The organism is Sphingomonas sp. SP4, assembly GCF_058313375.1.
Map to the genome: position 1 here is coordinate 296589 of NZ_JBZFLE010000001.1, position 21370 is coordinate 317958.

Below are 21370 nucleotides of genomic sequence, written 5' to 3' on the forward strand. Positions count from 1 at the left end.
CTAGTTCGACTTTTGTGACTTTCTGAACAATGACCAGCCTGCCGATCGACGCCGTTCTGCCGGACCTTCTGGCCGCACTGCAGGGGCATGATCGCGCGCTTCTCATCGCCCCGCCGGGCGCTGGCAAGACGACCAAAGTTGCGCCGGCACTGCTCGATCAGGGTTGGTGCACGGGCGAGGTCCTGCTTTTGGTTCCCCGCCGGCTAGCAGCACGTGCCGCGGCCGAGTTCATGGCATCTCAACTTGGCGAGAAACCGGGTGAGACAGTCGGCTACGCTACGCGTCTCGACAGCAAAGTCGGCAAGAACACGCGCATCGTCGCAATGACCCATGGTGTCTTCCTGTCGCGCATCCAGGCCGACCCGGAGCTATCAGGCGTCGCCGCCGTGCTGTTCGACGAAGTTCACGAGCGCAGCCTCGACAACGACCTTGCACTCGCGCTCGCGCTGGATGCCGCGCGCGGACTTCGCGAAGACCTGAGAATCGTTGCGATGTCAGCGACGCTGGATGTCGAACGCTTCAAGCGGCTGCTCGACCATCCGCCGACGATTGTCAGCGAGGGCAAAAGCTACCCGCTCGACATCCGATACGTTGGTCGAGAGGCAGCGGCCAGGATCGAGCCGCAAATGGCGTCTGCCGTCAGGTCTGCGCTCGCCGAGCACAAGGGCTCGCTGCTCGCCTTCCTTCCTGGCGTTGCAGAAATCGAGCGCACTGCTGATGCGCTCGGCGGCCTGCCTGACAATGTCGAGCTGCATCGCCTGCACGGAGCAATCGAGCCTGCAGCGCAGCGCAAGGCACTTGCGCCGCCACCGCCCGGCAAGAGAAAGCTCGTGCTCGCGACGAGCATCGCCGAAACCAGCGTGACGCTTCAGGATGTGCGGATCGTCGTTGACAGCGGCCTCGCGCGCCGGCCGCGATACGACCGTGGAGCCGGCCTCACGCGGCTCGTCACCGAACGCGCCAGTCGAGCGGCCGTTACGCAGCGAGCAGGGCGCGCGGCGCGGCAAGCCCCGGGCGTAGCCATCCGGCTATGGGAAGAGGCGGCTACTGCCTCGCTGCCTGCGCACGATCCGCCCGAGATACTCGAAGCCGATCTGTCGAGCTTGCTCCTCACTTGCCTTCAGTGGGGCGAGGCCGACCCCGCCCGCCTGCCGTTTCTCGACGCTCCGCCAGCGGCCGCTCTCGATGAAGCCCGAAAGCGGCTTGCAACGCTGGGCGCCATCGACGGCGCCGGTCGCGTGACTCCGCACGGCCGCGCAATCGCAGCACTGCCGCTCGAGCCGCGTCTCGCACACATGCTCCTCGACGCGCGTGATCGCTGCTTCGGCGGTGCTGCAGCCGACGTTGCCGTGCTGCTCACAGAGCGCGGACTTGGCGGCAATGATCCCGATCTCGAGCTGCGTTGGCGCCGGTGGCAGTCCGATCGATCACCGCGAGCGGAAGCCGCGCGGAAATTGGCAGCTGGCTGGCGTCGCCGGCTGGACATCACGCAAGAACCGATCAGCGGCCATGAACTTGCGAAGGCCATTGCGCTGGCATTTCCGGACCGTGTCTCGCGACGGCGGGATGCGTCGGGCGAAAGATGGCAATCGGTTGGCGGCCGTGGCTTCCGGCTCGACGCCGCCTCATCGCTCGCGGGCAGTCAGTGGTTGACCGTCGCGGAAGTCGCGGGCCACGCCTCGGGAGCCCGTATCCTTTCAGCCGCGGCTCTGGATGAGCAGGAGGTAGTGGAGCTCTTCGGTGATCGGATCGAGACGCGGCACGACGGCGCCTTCGATCCGGCGACGGGATCGGTAACACCGACGAGAAGCAGGCGGCTTGGGACAATTCGATTGTCTTCGGGCCCTGATCCGTCGCCGGACGCCGTGGCCATCGAGCAGGCCCTGGTCGAGGGCGTCGTCGAGCATGGGCTCGAGTTGCTGCCGTGGGACGATCGCGCGCAGCAGCTTCGCGACCGTTCGGCATTTGCGCATTCGTTCGATGAGACGATCTCGGCGCTCGATGATGAGACACTGGCCGGGCGCACCGGCGAGTGGCTCTCGCCGCTGCTCGCAGGCAAGCGGCGGTTGAGCGATATCGCTGGCGGACAGCTGGCGGGCTCGCTTGAGCAGCTTATCGGATATGAAGGAATGCGGCAGTTGGACCGGCTTGCTCCAGCTGAATTCCGGAGCCCGGCCGGCGGCAGTCATCCCATCGACTATTCGGCGGTTGCCGGCCCGACGGTGGAGGTTCGTGCCCAGGCCCTCTTCGGCCTCGCCAAACATCCGACGGTGGCCAACGGGCAAGTGCCGCTGATCCTCGCCATCACGTCGCCCGCCGGTCGCCCGATTCAAACCACCAAGGATTTGCCGGGATTTTGGGCAGGAAGCTGGCGCGATGTCGCAAAGGATATGCGAGGCCGTTATCCCAAGCATCCGTGGCCTGACGACCCTGCCTCGGCGCCGCCGACGCTGCGAACCAAGCGCGCGTCAGGCAATCACTGAAGCTATTTCAGCCGCGCGAACATGATGGTGATGAAGACGGCAATGCCGACGGCCATGATCAGCGCGAGTATCTCGTGAACTCGAGGACGCTCCGATAGCAGTCCAATCAGTGTCATCGTCGTGAAGAATGCAAAGAAGGTCAGCGTGAGCGGTCCCCAGGGATCGCCGAGCAGCCAGAGTTTGACGAAACCAAGTGCAATGAACAGCAGTCCGGACAGGAAGAAGGGCACACGCTCCCGATAGTAATGACCCCGCAGGTCGATCACATCCGTCGCCCTGCTTTTGGGAAGCACGAGCGCCGTGCCCATGAACAGCATGATCGATTGGGCGAGCACGGCGCTGAACCCCGCGAAGCTCCAGCTCTCGCGCTTCGCAAGGCCGAAGCTAGCCCACCAGAAATGCGTGGCCAGAACCAGGAACATGACCGACCAGATGATTGGCGGCGCATAGAGTTTCACGTCGTGCCGGGAGAGCAGAAGCGTTCCGTAACCCTGCAGGATCTCCGCGATGGCGAGTCCGATGATGATGGAGAGGAGAACCGAGAGGTAGGAAAAGGCGTCGCTCACGCTTGCGGCTCGCGACGGCTAACGGCCCAGAACAGGATCGCTTCAATGACCGCGAAGATGATCAAAAGCACGATTCCCGCAGACTTGCCGTAGGCGTCGGTTCCGAAGCGGTAGGCGACATAAAGCAGCACGACCATGCTCTGGAGCATGCCCGGCGCGCCGAGGCCCCGGAGAAGCGGGCTCTTGTGATATCCGATCCAGAACGCCCAGCGCATGACCACCCAGACGATCGTCACGATGACCACGATCCTGGTCGACGCGTACAAAGACAAGCCGACCAGACCGACCGCGAAGATGATGAACTGCTCGACGGTGTTCGACAGGTATCGCTGGTTCACCCGCATCCGGTGCGTTTCATAGCCGGCCAGCGGATCGATGGCCGGCGTGACGAGCCGCTCGTGAGCCACTGCCTCGACTCCGGCGACGAGCGTCAGCAAACCCGCAATGGGGACGCAGGCGAATGCCGCGAACATCGACTGTTCGACCACCGGCCACGGCAGGAACCGCAGGAGCAGCCACCACAGCGCGACCGTGAAGACTGTACTGAAGGCAATGCCCGCCAACGTGGTTCGTCGCTGCTGCGGCGTGACGTCAGCGGGCATGCGCAAACGGTACGGCTATTTCACCGGAATCATCAAGTGCGCGTAGGGCGTCCCTGCCCACATCACATAGGGAGCGGACGTGTCCGGCGTCGCTCCAGAGGGATAGCCTGCAAGGATCTCCTTCGATCCGACCACCATGATGTGCGGACCGGTGTTGATCCACGCATTCGCGGAGGTCGGGTGCTTCGCATAAGGATCGACGTTGCTGGCATCCGTGCCGCCTTCGAGCATGTACATCACGCCGACTGCGCCGCTCGGCGGTGGTTTGTGTCCGATCCATGCTTCGGCCCATTTGCCCGCGTTCGCGTCGAAGCACATCGGGTCGGTGCCTGGCGTATCGGGCGCATCCGGCATGCAGGTCCAGCCGTTGGAACCTTTGCGCAGTGTCGTCATCGCTCCTTTGGCGTCGATCGACACGATCGTTGCCTTGGATGAGATCGACGGTGGCGCCGCGGACTCGGCGCTCTTGATCGGATCGGTAGCAGTCTGGGCAATGGCCGCGGAAGCCGTGAGCGCGAACGTCGCTGCGCCAACGAGCAGGATGTGAGACTTCGATGTCATGAACCCCTCCTTCGCTTCAAAAGGACGGAACGGCGTTTTAACATGTTTTGGCATCAGAGGACATGGACTTCGCGCGGCTTGATTTGCCGGCCGCTCTTTGCCACGGCGCGATCATGGCGATCGCACGCATCTCCGAACTCGACCGTAAGACAACGCAGTCCGGCAAGGCGAACTCCGGCCACTGGCTGCTCGAGTTTGAACGGCAGCAGCCACTTCGACCGGATCCGCTGACCGGCTGGAACGGATCGGGCGATACCAACCCGCAGGTTCGGCTCACCTTCCCATCGAAGGAAGCTGCCATCGCTTATTGCGACAAGCATCGCTTGCAGTACCACGTGGTGCTCGCCCCGCCGGTCCGGCTGAAGCTCCAGGCCTACGCCGACAATTTCCGCTAGGCAGCGGTTGAACTAGCGCGAAAACGGAGGCAAATCCCTTGCGCCGAGTGAGGGGGAGTACTGCGTTTCGCCGATGTCAGGCTGGTGATCGGCACCAGACCTGAAGCCATCAAAATGAGTCCGGTTGCACATGCCCTGGCAGCTCGCGGCTGCCGGCCCACGCTGCTGCTGACCGGCCAACATCCGCAGCTCGATCCGATTGAGTTCGGGTTGGGCGGCTATACGGCCGTGCGTCTGCATTGCGCCGGCCAGCCCGATCCGCACCTGCACGTCCGCAACGTTACCGCATCGCTGCTGCCGATGCTCCGAAAACGACCCCACTTGATCGTGGTGCAGGGTGACACGTCGAGTGCGTTGGGTGGAGCGCTTGCTGGATTCACTGCCCGCGTTCCAGTGGCGCACGTCGAAGCGGGGCTACGAACGCACGATCCGCTGCTGCCTTGGCCAGAGGAGGAGTATCGCACGGCGATCGATGCGAACGCAGACCTGCTGTTCGCGCCCACGGAAACGTCCGCGGCCAATCTTCGAGCAGAGGGCGTGCGCGGAGAGATCCACGTCACTGGCAACACGGGCATCGACACCTTGCTTGCGGTCGAAGCGAAGCTGCCGCAACCGACATTGCACGACAGCGCACTCAAGCGGGTCCTCGTCACTTGCCATCGCCGTGAAAGCTGGGGTGATGGGCTCTTGTCGATTGCGTCCGCGCTGGTGGAACTCGGTAGCCAAGGCGACACTCGCATCGACGTGGTCCTTCATCCCAATGCCCACGTTGCGGACGAGATGAGAAACGCTCTTGAAGGGAAGCCTGGAGTGTCGTTGCTCGGTCCTTCCAACCATAGCGAACTCATCCGCCGCATCCGCGACTGCGATCTCGTGCTGAGTGATTCCGGGGGCATTCAGGAGGAAGCGCCGGTCATCGGAACGCCTTTGCTCGTGCTTCGCGAGAAGACCGAGCGGCCGGAAGCAATCGAGTGTGGCAACGCGCGGCTCGTTGGCACGTCGCCGGAGCGGATCGTGGCAGAAACGAAGCGGCTGCTCTCGGACCCGGCCGAGCGAGGACACATGTCGCGTCGTGCGTTCCCCTTCGGCGACGGGCGGTCTGGAGTACGAATTGCCGCCATTATCGAGCAATGGCTAGGCCGTACTAACGTGGATCAGTAACTTGGTCGCGGAACAGTAATCAGCTGTAATCGTTGTCCTCCTGTCACGATGAATCGTGCTTGGGGGGTGTCAGAATGATGCGCAATTTCAGCGAGCATAAACCGTAACTGCTGGTAAACAGGGCGGAATCGCAGCCGGGGGGCTGTGTGGACGCAACCTGGGGCGGGGGTAAGCCAGACGGAGAGTTAAGTGAACATCCAGGCACAGCGGGACTTTATCGATCGCCGTCAGCTCGTCAGCGCACTGCGTGCGCTACGTCGCGGCGATTTCAGCGTTCGACTCCCGGAAGAAGCCGATGGCGTCGATGGCGAGATTGCCAGCCTCTTCAATGAGGTGGTTGGCATGAACGAGGCGATTACCCAGGAGTTCGAGCGGCTCTCCAAGGTCGTCGGCAAGGAAGGTAAGATCACCCAGCGCGCCCGCGTCCGCGGCGCCAGCGGAGGGTGGGACACCAAGCTTCGCGCCGTCAACGACCTGATCGACGACATGGTTCAGCCTACCGCGGAGGTTTCGCGAGTCATCGGCGCGGTCGCGAAGGGCGACCTTTCACAAAGCATGACGGTCGAGATCGACGGACGTCCGTTGCGCGGTGAATTCCTGCGCATCGGCAAGGTCGTGAACACCATGGTCGATCAGCTGAACGGCTTCGCGTCCGAAGTTACCCGCGTGGCGCGCGAGGTCGGCACCGAAGGAAAGCTCGGTGGCCAGGCCAAGGTGAAGGGCGTTGCCGGCACCTGGAAGGATCTTACGGACAATGTGAACGCGATGGCGACCAACCTGACGGGTCAGGTCCGCAACATCGCCGAAGTGACGACCGCCGTTGCCCGCGGCGACTTGTCGAAGAAGATCACCGTGGAGGTGAAGGGCGAAATCCTCGAGCTGAAGAACACCATCAATACCATGGTGGATCAGCTCAACGGCTTCGCGTCAGAAGTGACCCGCGTGGCCCGCGAAGTGGGCACCGAAGGTAAGCTCGGCGGCCAGGCGCAGGTGCCCGGCGTCGCAGGTACCTGGAAGGACCTCACCGACAACGTGAACCTGATGGCCGAGAATTTGACCGGCCAGGTGCGCAACATTGCCGAAGTGACGACCGCTGTTGCCCGCGGCGACTTGTCGAAGAAGATCACCGTGGACGTGAAGGGCGAGATCCTCGAGCTCAAAAACACCATCAACACGATGGTGGACCAGCTCAACGGCTTCGCGAGCGAAGTGACCCGCGTGGCGCGCGAGGTCGGCACCGAGGGCAAGCTTGGCGGTCAGGCGCGCGTGGAAGGCGTCGCCGGTACCTGGAAGGACCTCACCGACAACGTGAACCTGATGGCCGAAAACCTCACCGGCCAGGTCCGCAACATCGCCGATGTGACCACGGCCGTGGCGCGCGGCGACTTGTCGAAGAAGATCACCGTGGACGTCCGCGGCGAAATCCTCGAGCTGAAGGACACCATCAACACGATGGTGGATCAGCTCAACTCGTTTGCGTCGGAAGTGACGCGCGTGGCGCGTGAAGTGGGCTCGGAAGGTAAGCTCGGCGGTCAGGCGCAGGTGCCGGGCGTCGGCGGTACGTGGGCCGACCTTACCGACAACGTGAACCTGATGGCCGACAACCTCACCGGCCAGGTACGTAACATCGCGGAAGTGACGACCGCGGTGGCGAAGGGCGACCTTTCCAAGAAGATCACCGTCGACGTGAAGGGTGAAATCCTCGAGCTAAAGAACACCATCAACACCATGGTGGACCAGCTCAACGGCTTCGCCTCGGAAGTGACCCGCGTGGCGCGCGAAGTCGGTACGGAAGGCAAGCTGGGCGGCCAAGCGCAGGTGGAAGGCGTCGCCGGCACCTGGGCCGACTTGACCGATAACGTGAACCTGATGGCCGGCAACCTTACCGGACAGGTCCGCAACATCGCGGAAGTGACCACCGCGGTGGCGAAGGGCGACCTTTCAAAGAAGATCACCGTGGACGTGAAGGGCGAGATCCTCGAGCTGAAGAACACCATCAACACCATGGTGGATCAGCTCAACGGCTTCGCGAGCGAAGTGACCCGCGTTGCGCGCGAGGTCGGCACCGAAGGTAAGCTCGGCGGTCAGGCGCAGGTGCCGGGCGTCGGTGGTACGTGGAAGGACCTCACCGACAACGTGAACGCTATGGCCGCGAACCTCACCGGCCAGGTGCGTAACATCGCCGAAGTGACCACCGCGGTGGCCTCGGGCGACTTGTCGAAGAAGATCACCGTCGACGTGAAGGGCGAGATTCTCGAGCTCAAGAACACCATCAACGTGATGGTGGATCAGCTGAACTCGTTCGCCTCCGAGGTGACCCGCGTGGCGCGCGAAGTCGGTACGGAAGGTAAGCTGGGCGGTCAGGCGCAGGTGCGCGGCGTCGCCGGTACCTGGAAGGACCTCACCGACAACGTGAACCTGATGGCCGCCAACCTGACGGGTCAGGTCCGCAACATCGCCGACGTGACCACCGCCGTGGCGCGCGGCGACTTGTCCAAGAAGATCACCGTGGACGTGAAGGGCGAAATTCTCGCGCTCAAGAACACGATCAACACCATGGTGGACCAGCTGAATGCGTTCGCCAGCGAAGTGACCCGCGTGGCGCGCGAAGTGGGTACGGAAGGTAAGCTCGGCGGCCAGGCGCAGGTGCCCGGCGTCGGCGGTACCTGGAAGGACCTCACCGACAACGTGAACCTGATGGGTAACAACCTGACCAACCAGGTGCGCGGTATCGCCGAAGTGGTGACTGCGGTGGCGCAAGGTAACCTCAAGCGAAAGCTGACCGTGGACGCGAAGGGCGAGATCGCCGCGCTCGCCGATACGATCAACTTCATGATCGATACGCTTTCGACCTTCGGCGACCAGGTCACCAACATGGCCCGCGAAGTGGGTATCGAAGGCAAGCTCGGCGGGCAGGCGAGGGTGCCGGGCGCTGCAGGCCTGTGGCGCGACCTCACCGATAACGTTAACCAGCTTGCTGCAAACCTAACCAATCAGGTGCGCTCGATCGCCGAGGTGGCGACCGCCGTGACCAAGGGCGACTTGACCCGCTCGATCGCCGTCGAGGCGTCGGGCGAAATGGCCGCCCTCAAGGACACGATCAACGAGATGATCTCGAACCTGAAGGAGCAGACGCTCAAGAATGCGGAGCAGGATTGGCTCAAGACCAACCTCGCCCGCTTCTCGCGCATGCTTCAGGGCGAACGCGATCTCGCGACCGTATCCAACCTGATCATGTCGGAGCTCGCTCCGCTGGTGAACGCCCAGTACGGCGTCTTCTACGTCACCAAGCGCGAGGAAGACGAAACCAAGCTGGAGCTCGTCGCCAGCTACGGCGCCGATACGCCGGAAGCGCTGAAGCAGGAATTCCACCTGCGCGAAGGGCTCATCGGACAAGCGGCTGCGGATCGCCGTCCGATCCTTCTCAAGGACGTCCCGCCTGACTTCATCCGCATTGGGTCAGGTCTCGGCCATGCGACGCCGTCGAACGTCAACATCCTGCCGGCGCTCTTCGAAGACGAAGTGAAGGCGGTGATCGAGCTCGCCTCGTTCAACGAGTTCAACGAGACCCACCAGAGCTTCCTCGACCAGCTAATGGAATCAGTCGGCATCGTGCTCAACACGATCGCGGCCACCATGCGTACCGAAGGCCTGCTGAAGCAGTCGCAGCTGCTGACACAGGAGCTTCAGGCGCGGCAGACCGAACTGACCCGCAAACAGCAGGAACTTCACGCGACCAACGAGGAGCTTCAGGAGAAAGCGCAGCTTCTGGAGAATGAGAAGAAGCAGGTCGAAGCGAAGAACCTCGAAATCGAAATGGCGCGCCGTGCGCTCGAGGAAAAAGCTGAGCAGCTTGCGCTGACGTCCAAGTACAAGTCCGAGTTCCTCGCGAACATGTCGCACGAGCTTCGGACGCCGCTCAACTCACTGCTGATCCTGTCCAAGCTCCTGGCAGACAACGCGCAGGGCAATCTGCTCGAAAAGCAGGTGGAATTCGCGCGCACGATCAACTCGGCGGGTTCGGACCTGCTGAACCTCATCAACGACATCCTCGATCTGTCGAAGATCGAATCCGGTACGGTCTCGATCGAAGTCGGCGAGATGCCGATGGCGCACCTCAAGCAGCACATGGAGCGGACCTTCCGTCAGCTTGCTGCCGACAAGAGCCTCGACTTCAACGTCAAGTTCGACAGCAAGCTGCCGCAGACGGTCCGTACGGACGAGAAGCGCTTGCAGCAGATTGTCCTCAACCTGCTGTCGAACGCGTTTAAGTTCACCTCCAAGGGCAGCGTTACGCTGGCAGTCCGCTCGGCCGACAAGGGCTGGAGCCCAACACATCCGGTGCTCCGCAATGCAGATCGAGCGATTGAGATTGCCGTCACGGATACCGGCATCGGCATCCCCGAGGATAAGCAGAAGCTGATCTTCGAGGCGTTCCAGCAGGCAGACGGTACCACGAGCCGCAAATACGGCGGTACGGGTCTCGGACTTTCAATCAGCCGCGAGATCGCCCGCCTGCTAGGCGGCGAGCTTCAGGTTCGGTCGAAGCCGGGTGAAGGTTCGACCTTCACGCTCTTCATACCGTTCGAGGCCGAGGCTGCGGCCCAGATTGGTACGCCGGGCGTGCCCGCCCGCTATGACAATAGCGGTGCGGTCATCCCGACCGCGCTTCCGACCGGCTTCGAGGTCAACGACGACCGTGACGAATTGGGCAAGGATCCGTTCGTGCTGATCGTCGAGGACGATCCAACCTTCGCGGCGATCCTGCTTGATGCGGCGCACGAAGCCGGGTTGAAGGGTGTGGTTTCCACGGCGGGCGCGGGCACGCTGTCGATGGCGCGCAAGCTCCAACCGACGGCGATCACGCTCGATCTCGGGCTGGTCGACATCGATGGCTTTGTGCTTCTGGACCTGTTGAAGCACGATCCCCAGACGAGCCATGTTCCCATCCACGTCATTTCCGGCGCAGACCGCGGCGCGTCAGTGATCGGCATGGGTGCCTTCGGCATCACGGAGAAGCCGGCCGATCGATCGCTGCTTGTGGCTGTGTTCAAGGAGCTTGCGGAGCATGCGAAGGCGAACAAGCCACGCCGCAAGACCAAGGCGCCAGCGGATCGCGCCGTGCTCCATGTGCCGGAGCTTGCTGGAGCCAAGGTCCTCATCGTCGATGACGACATCCGCAACATCTTCTCGCTGACGAGCGTTCTTGAAAGTCACGATGTGGAAGTCTTGCACGCGGAGAGGGGAAAGGACGGCATTCTGATTCTGGAGCAGACGCCCGGCGTCGACGTCGCGCTGATCGACATCATGATGCCTGAAATGGACGGCTACGAGACCATGCAGGAGATCCGGAAGCGCCCTGAGCTTGCGGACCTGCCGCTCATCGCGGTCACCGCGAAGGCGATGAAGGGTGACCGTCAGAAGTGCCTGGATGCGGGTGCTTCAGACTACATTGCCAAGCCCGTCGATATCGAACTGCTGCTCGCGCTGCTGCGCGTGTGGGTGGCTCGTTCGCGCGAAGATGCGGCGCTGGATGGGTCGATCATCATCGAGGCGGCGGAATAAGGGTGGGAGTGGAGTTCGAAGACTTGCCGGTGCAGTCGCATCTTGATTCGGAGGTTCCCGAAGAACCTCAGGAGCATCGGCCGCGCGTCCTGCTCGTCGATGACGACGAGCGGAACCTGCTTGCCGTCCAGAGTATCCTCGAGGACGTCGGTGAGGTGGTCACTGCGCGGTCCGGCGAGGAGGCGCTTCGGCACCTGCTCAAGGGCGAATTCGCGGTCATCCTGCTCGACGTCTACATGCCGGGGATGGACGGTTACGAAACCGCCCAGATCATCCGAGAGCGCGAGCAGACCAAAGGCATTCCGATCGTCTTCCTGTCGGCGGTGAACAAGGAAGCTGAGCATCTGTTGCGCGGTTATTCCATGGGTGCGGTCGATTATGTCTTCAAACCCGTCGATCCGGTGGTGCTGCGTTCCAAGATCGCTGTGTTCGTCGACCTGTTCGCGAAGACCAAGGAGATCGAGCGAAAGGCACGGCAGGAGCAGGCACTCCTCGACGCCACCTTGCGTGCCAATGCGGAACGGCTGCGTGCGGAGCAGGAACTTCGCCTTGCGGAGCAACGCCAGGCAGCGATCATCCAGTCGCTCCCGATGATCCTCTACCTCGAGCCTTACGATGCGACGCACCGCCAGCCTCACTATGTCAGCGGCGACTTCGAAGCGATCACAGGCTTCCGGTTCGACCAGATCTCGGACGAGCCCGACATTTGGCTCGACCGGCTGCACCCTGATGATCGTGACCGCACCATTGCCGCCATCGAGGCGCGCCGGAGATCGGGCCGTTCCTCGATCGAATATCGCTGGCAGTGCGCTGATGGCACGTTCAAGCACCTGCTCGATCAGGCCGTACTGCTGAAGGATGCGGAAGGGCGCCCGGTCGAGTTCGCTGGAACGCTGACCGACATTAGCGAGCAACGATCGCTCGAAAGCCAGCTGGTCCAGGCGCAGAAGATGGACGCGATCGGCAAGCTGACCGGCGGCATCGCGCACGACTTCAATAATCTCCTCGCGGCGGTGATCGGGGGCCTCGGCTTGCTCGACAAGCGCGCCGAGCTGACCGAAGATCAGCGCAAAATCCTCACTATGACCAAGCGCGCGGCCGAGCAGGGGAGCGAGCTTGTGCGCCGCCTGCTGGCTTTCGCGCGCCGGCAGAAGCTCGAGCCGAAGCCGATTAACCTGACTTCACTGCAGGACGCCGTCTGGGACCTTCTCACGCACACGCTTGGCGGTCTGGTGAATATCGAGTGGCGTGGCGACAAGAAGGTCTGGAACGCCTTCGCCGACCAGGCGCAGCTGGAGCTGGCGCTCGTGAACCTGATCATCAATGCCCGCGATGCCATGCCTGCGGGGGGCACGGTGACGCTGACTGCCGAAAACCGCCCGCTGTGCGGCGCCAATTGGGCGGAGCTTCCGCCTGGCGACTACGTCCGGCTCTCGGTTAGCGACACCGGCATGGGCATTGCGCCGGAAGTGCTGGAGCGAGTGACGGAGCCGTTCTTCACGACGAAGGAGCTGGGCAAAGGGAGCGGCCTGGGACTCAGCATGGTCTACGGCTTCGCCAAGCAGTCGAACGGCGCGTTCCGCATCCGCAGCGAAGTGGGGAAGGGCACGACGGCCGAGTTGTGGCTGCCGCGCGCGCCTGACGCGCAACAGGCCGCCCCGGCTCCCGCAAAGGAAGAAAAGCGCGCGAAGACGACGCGCAAACTGCGCATCCTACTGGTCGACGATCATGCGGAGGTTCGCAGCACCACCACGGCGGTACTCGAGGATATCGGGCATGAGGTGGTCGAGGCCGCGGACGGCGCTCAGGCGCTGAAGCTGCTGAAGGATGGCGACTGCAATTACGATGTGGTGATCAGCGATTATGCGATGCCGCACTTGTCAGGGACCGAGTTCCTCCGCAGTGCCCGTGAGCTATGCCCCGGCGTTCCGGCCATGATCATCACCGGTTATGCGGAAGCGGACACCATCAGCGATCGTCCTGAAGGTGTCGAGATCCTGCTCAAGCCTTTCACAGCCAACGCGCTGGAAGCCATGCTCGCAAACATCTGCGCGGAACAGACGTCCGAAGCTGCGGAGTGATCAGCCGGCGGGAAGCGTCAGTCGCGCAAGTAGGCCGCCGAGGTCCTCGCTCTCCTCAAGTGTAACCCGGCCTGAGTAGATTTCGGCGACGTCGCGGACGATCGCTAAACCGAGGCCTGTGCCCGGCTTGTCGGTATCCAAACGCGCGCCGCGCTGGAAAATGGCCTCGCGCTCCTTTTCGGGAATGCCCGGTCCATCGTCCTCGATGACGATATCGATCGTCTTGCCCTTGGGCTCGACCGTCACGAACACCCGTCCGCCGCCGTATTTCGCGGCGTTCTCGACCAAGTTGCCGAGCATTTCGTCCAAATCTTGCCGTTCGACTCTGACCTGCGCCTGGTGATCGCCGGCTATGTCCACGGTGACGTTTTCGTAGAGCCGATCGACGGCGCGCTGCACGGCCTCGAGGCTTTCCCATACGCGCGCCCTTGCGTGCGCTGACGCGCGTCTCCCGATCGCTCGGGCCCGAGCCAAGTGATGATCGACCTGCCTGCGCATCACCAGGGCCTCACGGCAGACCGTATCGGCAAGATCCGGTGCACGTGCCGTGGCCGCGTTGGTGACGACGGTCAGCGGCGTTTTGAGGGCGTGAGCCAGATTGCCCGCATGGCGGCGCGCTTCCTCTGCTTGCGCTTCATTGTGCGCGAGCAGCTGGTTGATCTCCTCGGTCATCGGCCGGATTTCGGTCGGGAAATCCTGGCTGATGCGCGTCTTCTCGCCGGACCGGATCGAAGCGACTTCCTGGCGGATACGCCGTAGCGGCCAGAGTCCGTAGAACGTTTGCAGCGTCGCAAGGACCAGCAAGCCCAGGCCAAGTGCGAGAAAGCTCCAGGTCAAGGTCGACCGAAGGCGATGGATCTGCTGGTCGATAGTTTCGCGCGACTGAGCCACCTGGAATCGCCACCGAATGTTCGAGCCGGGGAGGAGAACGTCGCGCTCGGCGATCCTCAGCGGTTCGGTGCTTCCGGCCGTCGAGAATTCGTTGCTGTCGTAGAGGTGCGGCTTGATGTCCGAATGGCCTTCGGACACGCGGAGGCGGCGGTCCCACAATGAACGCGACGCATATGTGTCGGCACCCGCGCCACTGATCTGGAAATAGAGACCGGAATAAGGCTCGATAAACCGCTGATCGGCGGGAGGCCGATTGAAACGCACCTCGCCTTCGGGATCAATCTCCGAAGCGGCGATCAGCGACTTGTTGAGAAGCATGACTAGCTGATTGTCGAATGTCTCAACGATCGATCTGGTAAGGACCCGATCCAGCGCGAAACCGCCGGCCAGCAACAGCGTCGCGATCCACAGCGCAGCCACAACGATCATGCGGCGCGTCAGCGACCCAGTGCGCCGCCTTTCGCTCAGCGTGCGCCGGGCGACGCGTTCATCCGCCGCCGCGGCGGGAGCCGCGGGGCTTTCGACATTCAACTGACGGGTTCCTCCAGCGAATAGCCCAGGCCGCGGATCGTGGTGATCACGTCAGGGCCAAGCTTCTTGCGAATGCGGGTCACGAACACCTCGATCGTGTTCGAATCGCGGTCGAAATCCTGGTCGTAGATATGCTCGATCAACTCAGTGCGGCTGACCACCTTGCCCTTATGGTGCATCAGGTAGGACAGTAGCTTGTACTCCTGCGCGGTGAGCTTCACCGGCTCACCGCTCTTGGTCACCTTGCCCGAGCGCGTATCGAGCCGAATGTCGCCAGCGTTGAGCTCGCTGCTGGCATTGCCTGAAGAACGGCGGATCAGCGCGCGCAGGCGAGCGATGAGTTCTTCGGTCTGAAACGGCTTGGCGAGATAATCGTCCGCACCGGCATCAAGCCCTGCGACCTTGTCCGACCAGCTATCGCGAGCGGTCAGCACTAGGACCGGCATCTTCCGGCTCTCTTTGCGCCAGCGATCCAACACGGTGAGGCCATCAACCTCGGGAAGCCCGAGATCGAGGATCACCGCGTCGTAATTCTCAGTGGCACCGAGGTAATGGCCATCCTCGCCGTCCGTCGCGAGGTCGACCGCGTAGCCCGCACCCTCAAGGGTCGAACGGAGCTGGCGGCCGAGATTGGGTTCGTCTTCGACGATCAAAACACGCATTCAATTTCCCCGGACCTGTTCATCTTTCCCGTCAACCCGTCGTGCGGCGAGAAGTTGCTTATCCGGAACAACTGGGACAGCCGGGCCAAATGTCAATCGGCGCCGGTAGGGATTAGCGATTCTTGCCGTCTTGCGAGCGGCGGATGATGCGCCCTTGGCCATCAACATCCACCCAAATGACGCGGCCGTTCTGGATGAACTTGAAGCGATAGGCGTCGCCGTTGATCTCGGGCCCGAGATAGTCAGCGCCGCCCATGGACGGAAGAACGCGGCGCTCAAGCATCGGAAGCGGCATCGAACGGCCCTGGCGAACGCCCTGAAATGCCCGATTCGCATCGCGCGGAGGGTCGGCCAGCGCCGGAGCACTGAACATGCCCACGCCGAGCGCGGCAATAAGAAGGGTACGCAGAAGGGCCATTAACTCGACTCTCGTTTGCTCCTTTCTACCGACGCGCATTGAATAGCCTATGAATAGCATTGACCAGCCCTGTTCAGGGTTAATGACGTGGCGCGAAAGCCACAGGGCTTTTTGCCTCCGCCGACCTTGGCTAGGGGCGCTCCATGGCAGCGCCGATATTAACCTACGAAGACTTGGGCCTGATTCAGGGCGAGGGCTGGCTGTTCCGCGGCCTCGACCTCTACATCGGCGAGCGCGATAGGCTGGCGCTGATCGGGCGGAATGGCGCCGGCAAGACCACCCTGCTGAAGTGCCTCGCCGGCCTGATCGATACGGACGAGGGCAAACGAACGATCGTCCCTGGTACGCATGTGGTGCTGCTGGAGCAGGACCCGAAAATGGAAGGGTTCGAGACGCTTCAGGAGTGGGTGCTGCATGGGCGGGACGCTCCCGAAGCTCACGACGCCGCTGCAATTGCGGATCAGCTCGGAATCGATCTCAGCCGTCCGACCGCGACGGCGAGCGGCGGTGAGCGGCGTCGGGCGGCGATCACGCGCGCGCTGGCGCAGAACCCCGACGTGCTCCTTCTCGACGAGCCTACCAACCATCTCGACCTTGGCGCAATCGAATGGCTGGAAGAGTGGCTGAAGCGCTTCACCGGCGCTTTCGTCGTGATCAGCCACGACCGGACCTTCCTGACGCGCCTGACGCGTAGCACCTTGTGGCTCGACCGCGGTCAGCTTCGTCGCTCCGAGATCGGCTTCGGCGGGTTCGAAGCCTGGACCGAGCGCGTCTACGAAGAGGAAGCCCGCGCCGCCGAGAAGCTGGACGCCAAGCTCAAGATCGAGCTGCATTGGCTTCAGCGCGGTGTCACTGCACGACGGCGTCGCAACCAGGGACGCCTGGCCAAGCTGCAGGAAATGCGGGCACAGCGGGCCGCGATGCTCGGAACGGCAGGCTCGGCGAAGCTCGCTCTGGCCAAGGACGATGTGCGTTCCAAGACAGTGATCGATGCCGAAAATGTGTCGAAGAATTACGGCGACCGGCAAATCATTCGCGACTTCACGTTGCGAGTGCAGCGTGGTGACCGGATCGGCATCGTCGGCCCGAACGGCGCGGGAAAGACGACGCTTCTCAAACTGCTGACCGGCGAACTTCAGCCCGACGGAGGCACTGTCACACTCGCGAAGACACTGAGCGGCATTGTCATCGACCAGCAGCGCAAGCTGATGGAACCGCAGCGTCGGGTGAAGGACGTGCTTGCCAACGGCGGCGACTGGATCGAGGTCCGCGGGTCGAAGAAGCACATCAAGGGCTATCTGAAGGAGTTCCTGTTCGATCCGGCGATTGCGGATGCGCCGATCGGCTCATTGTCTGGAGGTGAGCGATCGCGCCTGTTGCTGGCCCGTGAGTTTGCTCGTCACGCCAACCTGCTGGTCCTGGACGAGCCGACCAACGATCTCGACCTCGAAACGCTGGACCTGCTGCAGGAAGTCATCGCCGATTATGACGGCACGGTCCTGATCGTCAGCCACGACCGCGATTTCCTCGACCGCACGGTTACGATCACGCTCGGGCTCGACGGCTCGGGCAAGGTCGACGTGGTGGCCGGCGGATTCGAGGATTGGGTTCGGAAGCGGTACGAGGCCGCTCGTGCTCCCGTGAAAGCGCAGTCCCGACCGGCAAAAGAAGAACGCGCCACACCATCGCAGCCAAGCAAGAAGCTGACCTACAAGGATCAGCGCGATTACGACCGGTTGCCGGGAGAAATCGAGCGCCTCGAAGCCGCGGTCGCCGCGGACGAGCACGCACTGTCAGATCCCGATCTCTACACTCGCAATCCTCAGCGCTTTGCCGAACTCACCGAACGTATCGCCCGTCACCGCGCCGACATCGAAGCGGCGGAGTTGCGCTGGCTCGAGGTTGCCGAAATGGCCGAGGCGCTTAGCGCCTAATTCGCCGCCAGCTGGTACTGCTTGAGCAGATCGTAAAGCGTCGGCCGGCTGATCCCGAGCAGCTTTGCGGCGCCGGAAATATTGTAATCGGTGCGGCTGAGCGCTTGGCGGATCGCCTTACGGTCGGCGATTTCTCGCGCCACCCGGAGATTGATTGGCTGTTGCTCTTCATCTGCCGAGCCTGACAGATCGAGATCGGCAGCGGTTATGCTCTTGCCGTCCGCCATGATCACCGCGCGCTTGATACGGTTTTCGAGTTCGCGGACGTTGCCGGGCCAGCCGTAGGCATCAACCGCGGCAACGGCATCCGGTGAAAGAGACTGGACGCTCGGATTGAGGTCGCGGCTGAAGCGATTGACGAAATGACGCGCCAGCAGGACAGCGTCGCCTGAGCGCTCCGCAAGCGAGGGGATTTTCACCACGATCTCGGCGAGACGATAGTAAAGGTCTTCGCGGAAGCGCCCGTCGGCGATCATTGCCTCGAGATTCTGGTGCGTCGCGCAGACGATGCGGGTGTCGACGGCGATCGGCTGGCGGCCGCCGATGCGTTCGATCACGCGTTCCTGAAGGAATCGCAGCAACTTCACCTGAAGCGGCAGCGGGATGTCGCCGACCTCATCCAGGAACAGGGTACCGCCCTGGGCGAGCTCGATCTTGCCGACATTCGATTTGACCGCGCCAGTGAACGCACCGCGCTCGTAGCCGAACAGCTCCGCTTCAAGCAGGTTCTCCGGGATCGCGGCGCAATTGATAGCAATGAACTCGCCCTTGCGGCCGCTCTTCTCATGCACCGCGCGGGCGAGCAGTTCCTTGCCGGTACCACTCGCGCCGAGCAGCATCACGGATACGTCGGCCGAAGCCACCCGCTCGATGGTCTTGCCGACTTTGAGCATCTCAGGCGCCGCCGTCACGATCGATCCTAGCACCGTACTCGCGGAGCCAGTCTCAAGCTTCCGGTTCTCTTCCTCGATCGCGTGCAGATGGAAGGCGCGGGCGACGATCAGGCCGAGGTCGTCGATGTCGACCGGCTTCTTGTAGAAATCGTACGCGCCCATTGCGATCGCCTTGAGCGCGCTTTCACGTGCGCCGTGGCCGCTCGCGACGATGACCTTCGTGTCCGGCTTGAGCTTCAAAATCTCTTCGAGAGTGTCGAAGCCTTCCTGTGTTCCGTCGGGATCGGGCGGGAGCCCAAGGTCCAGCGTGACCACCGCTGGCTCATGAGCACGGAGGGCCTCGACCGCGCTCTTGCGATCGCTCGCACAGACGACCTGATAGCCTTCGTAAGCCCATTTGAGCTGGCGCTGCAGCCCTTCGTCGTCCTCGACGATGAGCAGCACTGGAAGATCGGCTTCGTTACTCATGCGCGTTTCCGTAGGGGTTCGGTGACCGGCTCGGCGGCCGGCAGCGTGATGGTGAAGGTGGTACCTTTGCCCGGGCTGCTGTCGACGCCGAGGCGTCCGCCCATGGCCGTGATCAGCGAGCGGGCTTCGAAAGCGCCGATGCCGAAGCCGCTCGGCTTGCTCGAGGAAAAGGGTTGGAAAAGGCGATTGCGGATGAAGTCGGAGTCCATGCCCACGCCCTTGTCGGAGATGCTGATCGTTACGGAACCGGCTTGCGATGCGACGCGGACGATAACGGGGATGCTCGCAGAACAGGCCTCAACCGCATTCTGGATGAGATGTCCAAGAGCCTGTTCTAGGGCGGGGCCGTCCACCTCGGCGGAGACTCCCGCGTCTCCGCGAAGCTGAACCTCGTGGTCGCCGCGCTTGGCTGCAACGGCGCCGGTGAGAAAGGGCCGCAGCGACTGCGCCTGAACATGCTGCACGCGAGCTCCGCCGCGTGGCGAGAGACGGGTAAGCAGGTCATTCATCTTGCCGACCGAGCTCTGCAACGTTGCGACCATGTCCGCGCGGAATTCGGGATTGTCGGCGTGTCGCTCGGCATTGCGGGCGACCAACGATAACTGGCTCACTAGGTTTTTCACGTCGTGCAGGATGAACGCGAAGCGGCGATTGAATTCCTCGAAGCGCTGCGCATTCGACAGCGCCTCTTGGCCGAGCGCCTCGGCGAGCGAGCTCGCAGCCTGCCGTCCAGCTGTGCGCAGAAGATCGAAGTCTTCCCAGTCCAGCGGCCGGCGGAACTCGGGCGCGGCAAGCAGCACGATGCCGGTCAGACGATCGAGGTGGATCAGCGGGATGAGCGTCCACGCACGAGCTTCACCGAGTATGTACGCCGGAACGGGAACAAGCTTGTCTCCGGCTTGGGCCCAACCCTCGCGAAGCGCCTGCACTTCAAGGATCCGGCCGGTGCGTTCGATTGCATCCCAGAACTCGCCCGTGTCGCCCAGCTGGTCCGCGGAGGGGATCGACGCAGGCCAATTCCAGTCCGCAGCTACCGCGAGCGAACGTCCGCCTTCGTGGACCAGGAGCAGACCGCCGGGCGCCTCAACGATGTCCGCAAACGCTTTGACGATGCGCTCGCCCAAGGGGGCGGCGTCGGTGCCCGCATGGCCCAGGGTATCGGTGAAGCGCAGCCATTCGGTTCGGTAATCATAGCGATGCTCGAACAGGTGCTTGGCAAGCTTCACTTTGACCCAGCCTCGAGCACGCGCGCTCGGGATGAAGACCATCGCCCCGACCGTCATCACGGCGAGTACTGCGATCATGAACGCAGCCGACCAATCTACGCCGGTCCCGCGAAGCGCGGTCGCGACGATCGCCATTAGAGCGAAGTAAGCGCAGATGCCGAGCAGCGAGAGGGACTGGAATGTCGCTGCGCGTGAAAGCCGGAAACGCCAAGCCTCGTCGCGCCGAGCGCCCAGTGCGAACAGCGGCGCCGCCAGCGCCACTGCGACACCACGCCACTGGGACAGCGCCAGTGCGGTGCCTGCTCCAATGTACGAGATGGTGTAGTAGTTGAGGTCGTAGATCCAGATCCAGCTTAGTCCCAGCATCGCAAGGCGGATGTGCGAACGGCTGGTCGGCGCGGCCTGACCGTAGAAATTGTGGACGAGGACGAGCGCGCCGGCCGCGGTCGTAATCCGGAGAATGACGCTGGTCTGTTCGATCGCCGGGACGAGGGTGAATAGCGCAACCAGGTCGGCGATGATTTGCATGCCGATGGCCGCGGCAACGGCAGCGTAGACGAGGCGCACGCCGCGCTGCCGCTCGTCATCTCGCGACACCGACAAGCTGTAGAGCAGCCCGACCCAAACGAGATTGCGTGCGCTTTCTGCGAAGCTGACGACAGGATCGTCTGGCGTCACGGCTTCGAGCCATGCCCAGCAGGCCGTGAGCGCAAAGGCCGCGAGTAGCAGCCGCTGCCCGGGCTGACGCGAAGGCTCGCCCAATCGCCATATCAGCAGCGAGGCGAACAGGATCGCCGCGAGCGCGTGGCTCCAGAAGGTGATCAGCGCGTCCACGCCAACTTCCGATCGCTCAGCAGTGTCAAATTCACCGACATGAGCCGGGTGTCGCTAAATTTTACAAAGAAGTGGTGAACGCGGTGATAAGCGCTGGTC

14 protein-coding genes are annotated in these 21370 nt (G+C 62.9%); 6 read left to right on the forward strand and 8 right to left on the reverse strand.

Annotation, left to right across the window (positions count from 1 at the left end):
* Positions 1–29: 29 nt before the first annotated feature.
* The gene (gene hrpB, locus AC4GYV_RS01530) at positions 30–2483 is read left to right on the forward strand and encodes an ATP-dependent helicase HrpB (protein WP_491098905.1); all 2454 of its coding nucleotides are present in this window, start codon (positions 30–32) and stop codon (positions 2481–2483) included.
* Positions 2484–2485: 2 nt separating this feature from the next.
* Here the strand turns inward: hrpB and AC4GYV_RS01535 are convergent, their stop codons facing one another.
* The 3 genes from AC4GYV_RS01535 to AC4GYV_RS01545 are packed head-to-tail and all read right to left on the reverse strand — an operon-like array spanning position 2486 to position 4212.
* Positions 2486–3049 (reverse strand): hypothetical protein, encoded by a 564-nt coding sequence (locus AC4GYV_RS01535; RefSeq protein ID WP_491098906.1) that lies wholly within the window; start codon positions 3047–3049, stop codon positions 2486–2488.
* The gene (locus tag AC4GYV_RS01540; protein ID WP_491098907.1) at positions 3046–3651 is read right to left on the reverse strand and encodes an MAPEG family protein; all 606 of its coding nucleotides are present in this window, start codon (positions 3649–3651) and stop codon (positions 3046–3048) included. The genes AC4GYV_RS01535 and AC4GYV_RS01540 overlap by 4 nt, the downstream gene beginning before the upstream one ends.
* A 15-nt stretch (positions 3652–3666) precedes the next feature.
* A complete protein-coding gene (locus AC4GYV_RS01545; protein ID WP_491098908.1) occupies positions 3667–4212 on the reverse strand; it encodes a hypothetical protein in 546 nt (181 codons plus the stop codon).
* Between the two features lie 62 nt (positions 4213–4274).
* On the opposite strand from AC4GYV_RS01545, the gene AC4GYV_RS01550 reads away from it, so the two are divergent.
* The 4 genes from AC4GYV_RS01550 (at position 4275) to AC4GYV_RS01565 (ending at position 13414) form a co-directional block, all read left to right on the forward strand.
* On the forward strand, positions 4275–4607 hold the full coding sequence (locus AC4GYV_RS01550; protein ID WP_491098909.1) for an ETC complex I subunit: 333 nt from the start codon (positions 4275–4277) through the stop codon (positions 4605–4607).
* Between the two features lie 84 nt (positions 4608–4691).
* A complete protein-coding gene (gene wecB / locus AC4GYV_RS01555; protein WP_491098910.1) occupies positions 4692–5768 on the forward strand; it encodes a non-hydrolyzing UDP-N-acetylglucosamine 2-epimerase in 1077 nt (358 codons plus the stop codon).
* A 189-nt stretch (positions 5769–5957) separates the two neighbouring features.
* Entirely contained in the window at positions 5958–11333 is a 5376-nt protein-coding gene (locus tag AC4GYV_RS01560; protein ID WP_491098911.1) for a HAMP domain-containing protein, read from the forward strand.
* Between the two features lie 8 nt (positions 11334–11341).
* Entirely contained in the window at positions 11342–13414 is a 2073-nt protein-coding gene (locus AC4GYV_RS01565) for a response regulator (RefSeq protein ID WP_491098912.1), read from the forward strand.
* Here the strand turns inward: AC4GYV_RS01565 and AC4GYV_RS01570 are convergent, their stop codons facing one another.
* The 3 genes from AC4GYV_RS01570 to AC4GYV_RS01580 form a co-directional block, all read right to left on the reverse strand.
* Entirely contained in the window at positions 13415–14734 is a 1320-nt protein-coding gene (locus tag AC4GYV_RS01570) for a sensor histidine kinase (RefSeq protein WP_491100359.1), read from the reverse strand.
* A gap of 98 nt (positions 14735–14832) precedes the next feature.
* Positions 14833–15498 (reverse strand): response regulator transcription factor, encoded by a 666-nt coding sequence (locus AC4GYV_RS01575; protein WP_491098913.1) that lies wholly within the window; start codon positions 15496–15498, stop codon positions 14833–14835.
* A 112-nt stretch (positions 15499–15610) separates the two neighbouring features.
* Positions 15611–15916, reverse strand: coding sequence for a hypothetical protein (locus AC4GYV_RS01580; protein ID WP_491098914.1), 306 nt, complete (start codon positions 15914–15916; stop codon positions 15611–15613).
* A gap of 143 nt (positions 15917–16059) precedes the next feature.
* On the opposite strand from AC4GYV_RS01580, the gene AC4GYV_RS01585 reads away from it, so the two are divergent.
* A complete protein-coding gene (locus AC4GYV_RS01585; RefSeq protein ID WP_491098915.1) occupies positions 16060–17850 on the forward strand; it encodes an ABC-F family ATP-binding cassette domain-containing protein in 1791 nt (596 codons plus the stop codon).
* On the opposite strand, the gene prsR is transcribed toward AC4GYV_RS01585, so the two are convergent.
* Together prsR and prsK are read right to left on the reverse strand one after the other, a co-directional pair.
* Positions 17847–19211, reverse strand: coding sequence for a PEP-CTERM-box response regulator transcription factor (gene prsR / locus AC4GYV_RS01590; RefSeq protein ID WP_491098916.1), 1365 nt, complete (start codon positions 19209–19211; stop codon positions 17847–17849). The two genes, AC4GYV_RS01585 and prsR, sit on opposite strands and share 4 nt — an antisense overlap.
* Positions 19208–21271, reverse strand: coding sequence for an XrtA/PEP-CTERM system histidine kinase PrsK (prsK, locus tag AC4GYV_RS01595; protein WP_491098917.1), 2064 nt, complete (start codon positions 21269–21271; stop codon positions 19208–19210). Before prsK ends, prsR begins: the two co-directional genes overlap by 4 nt.
* Between the last annotated feature and the right edge of the window lie 99 nt (positions 21272–21370).